Below are 13,613 nucleotides of genomic sequence, written 5' to 3'. Positions count from 1 at the left end.
ATATGGCAAATACATTTAAAAAAAGCGTATTGACCGTAACAGACTTAACCGTAGCATTGGTAAACACCGGTAATTATATCGTTTCTAATATTTCATTTAACTTGCGAGAAGGTGAAGTTCTAGGTCTGGTCGGGGAGAGTGGTTCTGGTAAAACGACATTATCAAGTGCTTTATTGGGCTATGCACGGCATGGTGCCAAGATTATTCAAGGCACAATCGAACTGGATGATGAGGATATTCTCAGTTTAGATGATCATGCTTTACGTCAGGTTCGTGGCTATAAAATTAGTCATGTCGCTCAAGATCCTGGAACGGCACTCAACCCAGCATTAAGTATTGGTCAACATTTATTTGAATTATTAGAAGTCCATCAGGCACAGTTATCAAGTGCTGAAAAATACCTGAAAGTAGCCAAAATTTTAGATGAAGTGGGATTACCTCATGATAAGCTATTTCTCAAGCGTTATCCCCATCAACTTTCAGGTGGACAACAACAACGAATTTTATTGGCATTGGCGTTTTTGCTACAGCCACGTTTGATTGTTTTAGATGAGCCAACGACCGCCCTAGATGTGACGACGCAGACTTTGGTGTTGAACATCATTCGTAAATTATGTCGTGAATATAATGTTGCTGCTATTTATGTATCGCATGATTTAACAGTTGTAAAAGACATTGCTGATCGAGTGATTGTTTTATATTCAGGGCGAATTGCTGAAGATGCGATATTAACCCAACTATTTGAAACCCCTAAACACCCTTATACACAAGGTTTACTGAACGCCATTCCCGATGTGGCCATTCGTAAATATTTATCTCCGATTGAAGGGCACGCGCCGTCACCAAATGAGCGGCCAGCGGGATGTGCTTTTGCAATACGTTGTAGTTTCGCCACAGACATATGCCGTCAAAAACAACCTGAATTAACTCAATTAAAAGATGAGTTTGACCCACATTTTGTTGCTTGTCATCATTCGGATCATGTTGGTGTGATTAATTTTAAAGAGATTGATCATCAGGTTATTGAACGAGAAGCTGATCGAGAAGCACTGCTAAAAGTTGAACATATTAATGCATGGTATGGGCAGCAACAGGCACTTTTTGATATCTCATTTCAACTCAAAAAAGGCGAATGTTTAGCGTTGGTTGGTGAATCGGGTTCAGGTAAGACAACTTTGTCACGTGTAATTGCTGGCCTGAATGAAAATGCAGATGGACAAATTACATTAGCAGATGAAGTCTTATCCTTGCGTGGGCAACAGCGTCATTTGCAGCAGCGACATAAACTGCAATATATCTTTCAAAACCCTTATAAAGCCTTGAATCCAGCGCATACGATTGGTCAGACATTAATTAAAGTTGTGCAGCATTTCTTTGGAGCATCTCGACAAGAAGCCATAGAAAAAGTCATACAGATACTTAAACAAGTCTCTCTGCCTCTACAAGTTCAGGAACTCTATCCCAGAGATTTATCGGGTGGAGAACGACAACGTGTGGCTATCGCACGAGCTTTGCTGTGCCAACCGGATGTTTTGATTTGTGATGAAATTACCTCTGCTTTGGATGTTTCAGTTCAGGCATCTATTTTAAAACTGCTACAAGACCTCCAGCAGCAAGGTGTGACCTTACTATTTGTGACCCATAACCTAGGGGTTGTTCGTGCAATCGCAGATCGAGTCGCCGTATTAAAAAATGGACATATTGTTGAATATGGTGAAACAGATCAAGTGCTGAGTCATCCTCAACATACATATACCAAAACTTTGCTTACACATGCGCCAAGCTTGTTTAAAAACAACCTAATTGAAGTTAGTGCATAAAGAAGAACAGATTTTCTGGAGTTAAAAATGAATGATATTAACCAACACAGTTTTTTAAAATTAGGTAGCGTAAGACACATTCAAAGCGAGCAAGAAGCACTTGAAATTGCAAAAGAGATGGCAAATCAACTGAATCAATTTGCTCGAAACCCAAGTTATAACAAGACCGTACCTTATGATCAGGCGCGTTTAATTTCAGAAGCTGGTTTAACCGCGATTATTGTACCTAAGCAATTTGGAGGCTTAGGTGCCAGTATTTCAACATTAGTGAATGTGGTGAAAATTATTTCATCTGCCGATGGTGGTGTAGGGCAGTTATTACAGATTCACTTCACTATGTTCCGAGGAATTTTAACTGGCTATGACGATGAAATCCGTGATCAATTACTTGCCGATGTATTAAGTGGAAAACGTTTGGGCAATGCACTTGCAGAAGTGGGTGGTAAAGATAAATTCCAGCATAAGACGCGAGTAGAGCGAAACTCAGAAGGAAAATTAATTTTAAACGGTAGTAAATTCTATTCTACGGGTTCTTTACTTGCAGAATGGATTTCTTTATTTGCGGGTAGTGATGACGGACCAGTTTCAATTTTAATTCATCGAGATACGCAGGGAGTAGAGTTGCTCAATGACTGGGATGCGATGGGCCAAAATAATAGCGTCAGTGGCACTGTTAATTTTAAAGATGTGGTTGTTGATGAACGTTATGTGGCCAAACGAAATACAGGTGGTTTAGGTACGGTTTTACGTACAGGGCTTACTTGGCCTCAGATTTTACATGCTGCAATGGACACAGGAATTGCCAAAGGGGCATTACAAGGCGGGATTGATTATTTACAACATCATGCTCGTCCATGGGTGGAAAGTGGCGTCGATTCACCTACACATGAATCTCATATCATTAAACAAATTGGTGAGTTTGCTGTTTTGGTTCGTTCAGCCGAGGCATTATTGGATCGTTCGGCACAGATTTTTGAACAGCATTTGGCAAATGTAGAAGATGAAGACTTACAAACAGAACTGATTTTATCGGTTGCTGCTACACGAAGTCAGTCTGATCATGCATCTTTAAAAATTTCGAGTGAAATTTTTGGATTACTCGGGGCAAGTTCAACCTTGTCGAAGTGGAATCTAGACCGTTTCTGGCGTAATGCACGAACCCATACCACTCATGATCCAATTCGCTGGAGGCTCTATCATGTTGGAAATTATTATTTAAATAATATTCCACCAGGAGAATACAACTCCGTACTTCTAAAGAAGCAGGCGGAAAATGTGACTAAATTTAGTAAATAACCGAGTTTGAAAGTAAATATGATACTCGGAAACGTCATCTGCAACCTGCATGGTTTAAACAAGAGACTGTTTCTACGAGAGGTTTTAATAAATCCAAGAAAAGAACAGGTTTTGTAGGTGACAATGCCTTTGGTTACTTTGGGCGAAACCAAAGTAACTCCAGCTGAAAGCTAATCCTAAAATTGGATAAAACTCGATAAGATTCCGTTAAAATAATTGTTATTAAAGAGATTAATATTACCGATGCTAACTACTACGATAGTTTACGGTTACTTGAATTTGAATGCTAAAAATAAAAAAGGTTGTCATCAAGACAACCTTTTTGCTTTTTGTATCGTTACGCTACTTGAGCTTGAATAGAAATATCCTGCGCCAGCCATTTACGAACATTAATTTGTGCAGGAATAAAGTTCCAGCGATAGAGAAAGTCACTCAGGTCTTGTAAAGCAATAATGGAAGTCTCATCAAAGTTAGTGTTCAGTTTCAGATGCGCATCTGCACCATACGCCGCATGAACCCATTGCTCACTACTATTACATTCTTTTGCCAAATAACGATGGGTTTCATCGGCATGTGCATGGGCCCATTGTTCTGCTTGTAAAACAGCATCGACAATCGCTTGGGCTTGCTCTGGATATTGTGTTAGAAAATCTTCATCTACAGTCAGCGTTCTTGGTGTTCCATTATTAGAGCGTAGAATAGGGTCTGGATGTGAGCCAATATCAATAATGGTATGCAGGGCGAAATCATGAGCAATTTGCGCAGCGTGTGCACCTTTTAGAAAAATAGCATCAACATCACCTTTAATTAATGCTACGATCTCTGCACTTGCATTGATTTTGTTGCGATTACCATAAAAACTTGAATCATTTTCTTCAGGCTGTTGTTGCTGTGCGGCTAAAATATCTGCTCGCAAACAATCGACTAACTCAAGATCAGTTACCTTCAAATTTACCGTTTTTAAGGCATTCTCTAGACCACGAATCGCCTGTGCACGTGAGAAATCAATAATTGCATCTTGATTCGAAGGAATACCAAACCGTTTGTCTTTTAAATCTGCAACAGTTTTGATATTTGAATCGTAGCGCGTTAATAACAATTGAACTTCATCCGCCCAAGATAAGCCAATCACTTTGGTTTTTTGACCAGATGCATATGCCCAGATGGCTGGAATACTACCGCCATGTCGAACTGAATTGGCAAGGGTGTGGTTAAAATGAGAGTTGCGAATATCTTTAGAGTTTGATTCTCGAATTGATTTTATTTCAATCTGTTGCTCATTAAACTTTTCTTTGAACCAACCTTTTTGAATTGAAATGCCTAGACCAGTTGGTACAGGGCAGCGTGTATACCAAAGTGTGTTTAATGGTTGAGTTTGAAGTGTTGTCATCGTGACATCCTTTTGAGGTTTTCATGCTTTAAAGCAAAATTGATGCCATTCATTAATTTATTGATATTTATGAATTATTTTTAATATCTTTTTTTATGATGTTGATATATCAAAATTTGTTGCGATTACAACACAAGAATTCCGCAGGTGTTTTAAAAACAACACCTATATAAATAGCGCCATATAAAAACAATATAAAACAATGATTTAAATTTTTTTTGCAGATCACTAATTTGGCATGAATCTGGCAATAAAATGGAATCTTAAATTTTTACTATCTTTTATGTTTGAAAATTATCCATTATTACGAAGTTTGGCTTTATATCGTTTCATGCCATTTCGTTTCTTATTGACGGCGACTTTATTTATTATTGCGAATATCGGGTTAGCACTTCAACAATATTCAATCGGACATGCGATTGATACCTTAAAACATAGTGAACGAGAAACCTTATTTCAGCATGCTATTAATGATCCTTTAAATCCTTGGTTTTGGTTCATTTTACTTACGAGTATTGCCAGTATTAGAGCTGTTATTCAGTATCTGGCAGGGTTAAGTGCTTTAAGCATTGGTCAGCAACTACTGAGTATTTTAAGAGAAAGAATATTTAGCCAAGTACAGCATTTAGATGTTTCATGGCACTGGAAGCATGGGTTGGGAGAGGTATTATCACGCACAACACGTGATTCAGATAAGTTAAAAGAAGCACTCATTAACTTTTGGCGGCAAGTGTTTGAGTCAAGTTTGGTTGTTACCGTAACCATTGGGCTCTTGTGTTGGTATCATCCTGGGCTTGGCCTTGTTCCCTTATTATTTATTTTTTTAGGGCTTTGGGTTCTATTTAAACTGACCAATCAATTAGTCGTTCTGGACCATCAAGTTGCATCTGCATACGAAAAAGTCAGCGATACCTTGGCAGAGAGCGTGAATGGAATTCGGGTAGTTAAAGCTTTTCAACTCGAAGAGAAGCTTTTACAACGTTTTAACCATGCTGTAGATCTATTTATTTATCATTCTATTCAGACCATCAAGACAAGTGCAAAACGCTTGCCTATTCCGCAAGTGATTATTGCGGGTTCTTACTTATGGGTCATTGCATTTGGTGCTTATTTAATTGGTCAAAATCAGTTGCAAGTGGGGCAATTTGTTGCTGCCATTCTCATGGCAAATTTATTGGTGTTTCGTATTGAAAGCATTGGTCAAGTCTTACATATTTTTGCTGATGCGCGTTCGTCTGCAACAAGAATCTGGCAAATGCTAGATGAGAAGTCCGCAATTGAAGATCAGCAATATCCTCTCATGTTGGAATGGCGTGATGAATTAAACATTAGATTAGAAAATGTCAGCTTTCAGGATAAAACAACAAAAAATTATATTTTAAAGCAATGCAGTGTTGAATTTCGAGCAGGTGAAATCGTTACTGTTGTAGGTAAAACTGGCTCAGGTAAAACGACTTTGATGAATTTACTCAATCGATTTATTGACCCGACAGAAGGACAAGTTTTGATTGGTTCTAAGCAAATGGGATGGCTGAATATTAAAGACTTAAGCCTATTTGAATTACGTCATTTGGTTCAGATCATTCCTCAGGAGAATTTCTTTTTTAGTGGCGCTTTGGCAGATAACTTAAGAGTTGCCAAGCAAGATGCAACGGAGCAAGAGATGAAAGAGGCTTTACATTTAGCTTGTGCATCTGAACTCTTATTAAGACTCGATGATGGCTTAGATACGTTGATTGGGGATAAGGGAGTTACTTTGTCGGGAGGACAGAAACAACGACTAGCTTTGGCCCGTTCTATTTTGAAAAACTCACCAATTTTAGCGCTAGATGACTCTACTAGCGCCTTAGATGCGACTACAGAAAAACAAGTTTTACAGCGTCTATCTGTACTTTCTGATAATGGAAACCATTTTAGCAAAACAATCATTATTAACTCTAACAAACAAACGACGATTGCTTTATCTGACCGCGTTATTGTGCTTGATCAGGGTCACATCATTGCCCAAGGTACGCACGCAGCACTAGTTAAAGACTGTTTATTTTATCGAGAGCTGATGGGTTTTCAGTTAGAGCAGCAGGAGATTGATGCATGAATACAAGTGTTAAAAATTTCCGCTCATTTGCAAAATCAGCTGATCTACAAATTGAAGAAAATTTGGCAAATACCTCAATTCATAGAGGCATGCTAAAAAAACTTATTCCTTTAGTTTATCCCATCCGTTACTTGCTGCTTGCTTTAATTGCGGTAGAAATTTTACAAGTGATGAGCGTTTTTGTTCGGCCTTGGGTAGTAAAATATATTTTAGATTCGGGCTTTCAACACATTGCTGAAAAAATGGTATTGAATCAGCCTGTTTTATCTATTGCGATTAGCATTTTAACCCTAAGTTGGATTTGTCGTTTTGCTTTAGCGAGCGTATCAAAATATCTTTCAGGCCGAGCAGCTTTGAAAGTAATTAATGGTTTAAGACGTTCATTATTTCAGCATATCCAAAGTTTAAATATTGGCTATTTTGATCGTACTAAGGCAGGCAGGATTATTTCACGGGCTGATCGTGATGTCGAAACACTAGAGCCTGTTTTAATACAAGGACCACCAGAGTTACTTTCGGCAATTTTGCGTTGCGGATTAGCTTCAGTACTGCTTTGGCATATCTATCCACCATTTTTCTGGTGCTTATTTGCGACGTTACCCATTTTATTTGGAATGACCGCTATTTTTAAAAAGTCATCACAAAAACATTGGGGACGAGTTGCGGAGGAACGCAGTCGATTTACTGCTCATTTGGTTGAAACAGTAAATGGAGCAAAAATCATTCAGCAGTTAAATTATACTCAAACCAATCAATCTCGTTATCAAGAATTATTAAAAGACTTTAATAACTCTATTATTTATGGCAGCAAGCGGACCAGTTGGTTTGCTCCTTTTACAGGTTTGCTTTCGACTTTGGCCACAGCCGGATTTATTGTGATTGGCAGTTATGCTTATAGTGATGACATGATTAGTATAGGGCAGTTTGCAGAGAGTATTTTCTATGTATTTTTATTCTTAGCACCCTTACAGGAACTGACCGATTTATTTGAACGTTATGCCAATGGGGCGGCATGTGCACAACGTATTTTTTTACTTTTAGACACTCAATCTACGATTCTAGAACAACCGAATGCTGCGAAGCTTGAACAGTTAAATGGTCATATTCGATTTCAGTCGGTAAATTTTGCTTATACCCAAAAACCTGTTTTACAAAACTTTAATTTGGAAATTGAAGCTGGACAAATCATTGCGATTGTAGGGCCAACAGGACATGGAAAAAGTACGGTAGTTCAGTTGCTAACGCGATTTTATGAACCTCAGCAGGGTGGAATTTTCCTAGACCGTTATCCAATTCAGGATATTCATCTTGGAAGTTTAAGACAGCATGTGAGTATTGTGTTACAAGATAATGTTCTATTTAGTGGAACAATTTTAGATAACTTACGTCTAGTTCAACCTGATGCTTCAGATCAGAAACTTATCCAAGTGATTGAAGACTTAGGAGCGGATGAGATATTGCAACAACTGCCGCAAAGCTATTTAACCGAAGTTGGAGCACTTGGTAAAAATCTTAGTCATGGACAAAGGCAACTTGTTTGTTTAGTTCGTGCTTATTTAGCAAACCCCAAAATATTAATTCTAGACGAAGCTACTTCAGCAATCGATATCTATACCGAGCAAAAAATACAATATGCGCTCAGACGCTTATGCCAAAATAGAACCTGTATTGTGATTGCTCATCGGCTGAGTACTATTCGCAAGGCCGACAAAATTGTCGTGATTGAAAATGGTTATGTTGTAGAAGAAGGTTCACATGATCACTTAATACAACAGCAGTCAGCTTATTTTCAGTTATATCAGTCATATTTACAAAATCAAGTTGTCTAAACGATTTGCAAATTTAGCAACTGTAGTTTTATAAACATTTTTTTGAATCATTGTTTAAATTTAAACAATGATTCTTGTGTTTAAATTAATTAAGATATTGATAATAAATAATAAAATACTTGGCATTGGCTTTGCTATATCGGACTAGATTGTTAAGGAAGCCAACATGCGTATATATTTTTCTCAATTCATTCTCCGCTCCTCACTTTTTGCTCTGAATACTCTTGCTGCCTCAATTGCGATGGCAAATGATCAAAATAATTTGTCAGCGAAAGAGGATGTCATCACATTACAATCCGTTGTTGTAACAGGTTCTCGCCGTGCAGTAAAAAGTTCATTAGATGCACCTGCACCCGTTGATATTATTTCACCACAACAGCTTCAACAAACAGGTGAGTCAGATTTAGCAAAAGCGTTGTCTAAACTCTCTGCTTCTGCAACTTTGCCAAGTACTCCAGCTGGCAGTTTTTCTTCTTCTGTTGCACCTGGAATTGCGTTACGTGGTTTATCGACGGATCAAACTTTGATTTTGATCAATGGTAAACGCCGCCATACCTCTGCTTACTTTACTCGTCAGTCGTTTGCAGGAGGACGCGGTTCTGCTAGCACAGATCTGAGTTTAATTCCGATTAGCGCTGTAGAACGTGTAGAAATTTTAAGGGATGGTGCTGCAGCGCAATATGGTTCTGATGCCATTGCAGGTGTTGTGAATATTATTTTAAAAGCCAAAAGTACTGGAGGAGGTATTGCTTATCAATATGGAGGATATACTCAAGGAGATGGTGATCAGCAAAAAATTTTAGGCTGGAAAAGCTTTGCATTACCAAATGATGGAAGTGTGACTGTCGCATTTGATGCAGGCAAACGCGATGCTGCCAATAATACTTTGCCAGATAGTCGAAAATTTTATAATTCAAGTAGTAGTACAAATGCACAATATAATGACCAAAATACACCATATCGAACATGGCGTTTTGGTTCACCAGAAATAAAAGATCAGATAAATCTCAGTTATAACGCAGATTTACCATTAGCAGATGATACTTCCTTATATAGCTTTGGAACCTATGGGCACCGTAAAACCATTGGCGAAGGGTTTTATGAGCCATCAACTGCAACGGCCGCAGTTAATCAATCAATCTATTATAAAGAACGTTATCCGGATGGACGCATTCCTTTAAGTATTGTGACGGTTGATGATTTCGCGTTAACTGCTGGCGCAAAAAAAGGGGATCAAAAAACAGGTAAACTTGATGGTTTCGTGACCTATGGTCGCAATAAAGTGCATACCGATCAGGACAATGGGATTAACCCAAGTTATGGTTCAGGCTCACCCTCTTCTTATTCACTCGGTGATAATATTTTTTCTCAGTTGAATACGGGGCTGGACTATAGTCTTGATGCTAATACATCATGGTTTTATCACCCAATAACTGTCTCGACGGGTATCTTGTATCGTTGGGAACAATATCAACAAGTTGCGGGTGATCCAGTTGCTTATACGCGTGGACCTTATTACAACGTAACGACTGCACCAGAAATTTATTCTGGAATTACTGATGCAGACCAACGAAAAATCGATCGTAATGTTTATGGGGCTTACCTAGATTTAGAAACTGAAATTGTAAAAGACCTTAATGTGGGTGTTGCTTTACGTAGTGAAAAATATTCAGATTTTGGTAATACCACTAATGGCAAATTGACACTGAAATATGACTTTGATCCTAAGCTAAATTTAAGAGGATCTGCCAGTACAGGATATCGTGCCCCGTCATTGGCCCAGTTAGGTTATTCCACCTATAGTGTCCAGTCAGTTGAAACATCTACAGGCTCAGGTGTTTATCATGATGTCCAGCAACGGACATTAGCCGCAGGAAGTGAAGCTGCAAAACTCTTGGGTGGTAATGATCTTAAGCCTGAAAAATCAACAAATTATTCTGTAGGTTTTGTTTGGAAACCATACGATGAAACCTCCTTAACATTAGATGTTTATCAAATTGATATTAAAAATAGAATTTTATTATCAGACAATTTGACTGGATCAATTGTAACCAATGCCTTTGCTGGAACAGCCTATTCCAACATTAATAATGCCGCTTTCTTTAACAACTTGTTAGATACCCGAACACGTGGTGCTGAGCTGAATTTTAAGCATAATCTGCATTTTAATGAATATGGTAACCTTGCATTAAATTTAGGATTTGCTGCCAACAAGAATGAAATTACTCAGGCGAGAGATTCGATGACATCGACAGGTCAAGTCATTTCTTCGTCATTAATCGCTGGACGTAATACAGCGAGTTTAATTGAGTCTGCTGCACCAACTAGTAAAACGACATTGAGTGCACTCTGGAATAATGATGTCTGGAGTGTAAATACGGTAGTACGTCGTTACGGGAAATGGAAAATTTTAAGCAGTTCATCTCCAAGTCTAGATCAAACCTTTGGTGAGCAATGGATTGCAGATTTAGATATTGGCTACAAGGCAGATCATTGGGTCAAAGGATTAAAGTTTAACGTGGGGGCAAATAATTTATTTAACAGTCACCCAGATCAGACGATTTCTTCTCAACCTTACGGGGTAGTGAAATACAGCTTTAACTCTCCAGAAGGTTCATATGGAACCTATTTATATAGTCGTGTTAGTTACGATTTCTGAAAATGTTCTTCATAAAAGTATATCGATTAAAGAGATAAATCATGAAAGCTAAGCATTTAACGCAATTATTAAAAGCGTCCTTTTTAAGTTGCTCTATGATTGCGACAACATTATCAATGGCACAGCTCCCACCAGCACCACAAGAAAAGTATGGAGATGGGCGAGTTTCCGAGTTTTACACATGGAAATCAGCTATTCCTGCACAACCTGGAAAACTACTAAGAACAGAAGCAGTTCATAATCCTTATATTCGTTTGGCAAATGATAGTCAGGCTATTCGGATTCTCTACAGTTCTACGAGTGGTAAAGATAGCAAAACACCTATTGTAGTTTCAGGAAGTATTCACTTACCGAAAGGAAATCCACCGAAAGAAGGTTGGCCAGTGGTGCTATGGGCACATGGTACTGTAGGGTTAGCTGATGCTTGTGCGCCCTCTTGGAGTGGCCGATCATACCGAGATGTACAATATTTAAATCGTTGGCTTAACGAAGGTTTTGCAGTCGTTGCCACAGATTACGAAGGATTAGGTGTTGCAGGACCTCACTTGCTAATTAATAACCCAATGCTGGCTTATAGTATTTTAGATAGTGGTAGAGCTGCTTTAAAAACCAAGTTACCACTTGCCAATAAGTTTGTGATTGTGGGTCAATCGCAAGGAGGCGCTGGGGCTGTTGCGGCTTCTTCCTATTCGGCTACGTACGCACCTGACTTAAATATTAAAGGTTCAATTGGTACAGGCGTGATTTATAAAGATCCTGAAGCGACGCCTGAAAAAAATCAGTTAAAGTTAAATCCTTATGAAGTTAGTCCATCATTGGCTTATGGTATCTATAGTTTTTTAGTGACACAAAGTTTATATCCAGAAATTAAAACAGAAGAAATTTTTACTCCTGAAGCTGCTCCTTTAGTTGAACAAGCAAGAAATGCCTGCTTAACAAGCTTTATGGGTGATATTCAAACCGCAGGACTTTCACCAGCACAAGCATATAAACCTAATCCACCGACAAGCTATAAAAAACTGCAAGAGAAAGAATCAAATGATTATGGTTATTATCCTACACTAAAAATCAGTCATCCATTATTTATTGGGACAGGGGCAAATGACCGAACTCCAGATGCTCGTTCTCAAATGAAGCTAGTGGCAGATGCTTGTAAAGCGGGTACTGTGGTCGAAGGTCATTTGTATCATGGTTTAGGACATAGCGAAACTGTGAATGCTTCTTTAAAAGATTCAATTCCGTTTGCTAAAAAGGTGATTGCCGGAGAGAAAATTCAAGCTATTTGTAAACCTGATTTGCAATAAAGACGGACTAAAGATTTTCTCAGTAAAGAAAATTTTTATTAAAAAGCCGCTCTTCAAAGATATTGAATTGGCGGCTTTTTTCTATAAATGTTTAAGCGATTTGTTTTAATTTTTTGGCTGCCTCCTTGCGCACAGCGGGGATGATATAACGACCATAATCGACTGTATCATATATAGGATCGTAGCCCCGATTTAAAAAAGTCGTTACCCCCAAATCTACATAATCGAGTAATGAGGCAATAATGGTGTCAGGCGTGCCAACTAGAGCAGTCGTATCGCCATAAGCGCCTACAGCAGTTGCAGTTGGCATCCATAATGCACGGTCATGTCGATCACTTTGCTGAGCTGCTGCCAATAAGCGCTGTGAACCAATACCTTTAATTTTATGCCCCGACAATGTACCGTTATTTTGAAAAGTCGGATTTTTTTGAATATCTGCAAGAATCTGTTCTGCTCGTTGCCAAGCGAGTTCTTCAGTTGCACCAATGATAAGACGTACAGATAAGCTAACAGGAGGCCGTGGTTTATTCGCTTTATCTGCTGCGAGCTTCAATTTAGTAATTTGCTCTTTTACTCCAGCTAGTGGTTCCCCCCACAATGAATAAAGGTCTGCATGGCGGACTGCAATATCATAAGCTATGTTTGATGAGCCACCGAATGAAATTGGGATTGTACCGTTGACTGGCTTTAATGGGCAAAAAGCATTGTCTAACTTAAAGTATTTACCTTCGTAACTAATCGGTTGATCGCTTTTCCAAAGTTTATGGATGATATCTAGATATTCACCCGTCCGCTCATAGCGTTGAACTTTATCAACAATATAATCACCTTCTTGTGGCTCAGCTGTAATTCCCGTAATTGCATGTAAACGAATTCTTCCACCACCCGTAGTATGGTCAAGCGTAGCAAAAGAACGTGCAGCTAAATTTGGAGTAAGGAGTGCAGGTCGATGGGCAATCATAAATCCAAGACGTTCTGTATGTTGGGCAAGGTATGCCGCGATTTGTGTACTGTCTGGGCTGCTTGGGCCACTAGCAATTAAGACTTTATCAAAACCGGCATATTCATGTGCCCGTGCGTGGTAACGTAGATATTCTAGATCAATTTTATGGCCAATTCGCGTTCCTTTGGTTTCAGACCATTGGTTAGGGAAAACCATACCTACAAATTCGATGCTCATTATTAAACCTATTCTGTGGATTTTAAATGGATGAGCAAAA

At 38.7% G+C, this 13,613-nt stretch carries 8 protein-coding genes; 6 read left to right on the top strand and 2 right to left on the bottom strand.

The window, feature by feature from the left end; all coding sequences use genetic code 11:
* Positions 1-2: 2 nt before the first annotated feature.
* Together F952_RS07790 and F952_RS07785 are read left to right on the top strand one after the other, a co-directional pair.
* Positions 3-1,820 carry an ABC transporter ATP-binding protein gene (locus F952_RS07790; RefSeq protein ID WP_004925286.1) on the top strand — a complete coding sequence of 606 codons (1,818 nt, stop codon included), beginning with the start codon at positions 3-5 and terminating at the stop codon, positions 1,818-1,820.
* Between the two features lie 27 nt (positions 1,821-1,847).
* Positions 1,848-3,116: an acyl-CoA dehydrogenase family protein gene (locus F952_RS07785; RefSeq protein ID WP_004925283.1), complete on the top strand. Its 1,269-nt coding sequence runs from the start codon at positions 1,848-1,850 to the stop codon at positions 3,114-3,116.
* 337 nt (positions 3,117-3,453) lie between these two features.
* Here F952_RS07785 and F952_RS07780 read toward each other — a convergent pair whose 3' ends face one another.
* Positions 3,454-4,506: an ABC transporter substrate-binding protein gene (locus F952_RS07780; RefSeq protein WP_004925281.1), complete on the bottom strand. Its 1,053-nt coding sequence runs from the start codon at positions 4,504-4,506 to the stop codon at positions 3,454-3,456.
* A gap of 283 nt (positions 4,507-4,789) precedes the next feature.
* Here F952_RS07780 and F952_RS07775 point away from each other — a divergent pair, with 283 nt between their 5' ends.
* From F952_RS07775 to F952_RS07760, 4 genes are all read left to right on the top strand, one after another.
* Positions 4,790-6,601, top strand: a complete 1,812-nt coding sequence (locus tag F952_RS07775; protein WP_100222834.1) for an ABC transporter ATP-binding protein — start codon at positions 4,790-4,792, stop codon at positions 6,599-6,601.
* Entirely contained in the window at positions 6,598-8,430 is a 1,833-nt protein-coding gene (locus F952_RS07770) for an ABC transporter ATP-binding protein (RefSeq protein WP_004925274.1), read from the top strand. The genes F952_RS07775 and F952_RS07770 overlap by 4 nt, the downstream gene beginning before the upstream one ends.
* A 166-nt stretch (positions 8,431-8,596) precedes the next feature.
* A complete protein-coding gene (locus F952_RS07765; RefSeq protein WP_004925272.1) occupies positions 8,597-11,089 on the top strand; it encodes a TonB-dependent receptor plug domain-containing protein in 2,493 nt (830 codons plus the stop codon).
* Positions 11,090-11,184: 95 nt separating this feature from the next.
* A complete protein-coding gene (locus tag F952_RS07760; RefSeq protein ID WP_370458621.1) occupies positions 11,185-12,393 on the top strand; it encodes a lipase family protein in 1,209 nt (402 codons plus the stop codon).
* Positions 12,394-12,484: 91 nt separating this feature from the next.
* On the opposite strand, the gene F952_RS07755 is transcribed toward F952_RS07760, so the two are convergent.
* Positions 12,485-13,573 carry an LLM class flavin-dependent oxidoreductase gene (locus F952_RS07755; protein ID WP_004925267.1) on the bottom strand — a complete coding sequence of 363 codons (1,089 nt, stop codon included), beginning with the start codon at positions 13,571-13,573 and terminating at the stop codon, positions 12,485-12,487.
* Positions 13,574-13,613: the final 40 nt, after the last annotated feature.

It is taken from the genome of Acinetobacter baylyi DSM 14961 = CIP 107474, assembly GCF_000368685.1.
Taxonomy (GTDB): domain Bacteria; phylum Pseudomonadota; class Gammaproteobacteria; order Pseudomonadales; family Moraxellaceae; genus Acinetobacter; species Acinetobacter baylyi.
This window is presented reverse-complemented; position numbering and strand designations above follow the sequence as displayed.

Coding starts and splice junctions, on each gene's coding strand:
- F952_RS07790 (WP_004925286.1), top strand. CDS start 3: ATGGCAAATACATTTAAAAAAAGCGTATTGACCGTAACAGACTTAACC.
- F952_RS07785 (WP_004925283.1), top strand. CDS start 1,848: ATGAATGATATTAACCAACACAGTTTTTTAAAATTAGGTAGCGTAAGA.
- F952_RS07780 (WP_004925281.1), bottom strand. CDS start 4,506: ATGACAACACTTCAAACTCAACCATTAAACACACTTTGGTATACACGC.
- F952_RS07775 (WP_100222834.1), top strand. CDS start 4,790: ATGTTTGAAAATTATCCATTATTACGAAGTTTGGCTTTATATCGTTTC.
- F952_RS07770 (WP_004925274.1), top strand. CDS start 6,598: ATGAATACAAGTGTTAAAAATTTCCGCTCATTTGCAAAATCAGCTGAT.
- F952_RS07765 (WP_004925272.1), top strand. CDS start 8,597: ATGCGTATATATTTTTCTCAATTCATTCTCCGCTCCTCACTTTTTGCT.
- F952_RS07760 (WP_370458621.1), top strand. CDS start 11,185: ATGATTGCGACAACATTATCAATGGCACAGCTCCCACCAGCACCACAA.
- F952_RS07755 (WP_004925267.1), bottom strand. CDS start 13,573: ATGAGCATCGAATTTGTAGGTATGGTTTTCCCTAACCAATGGTCTGAA.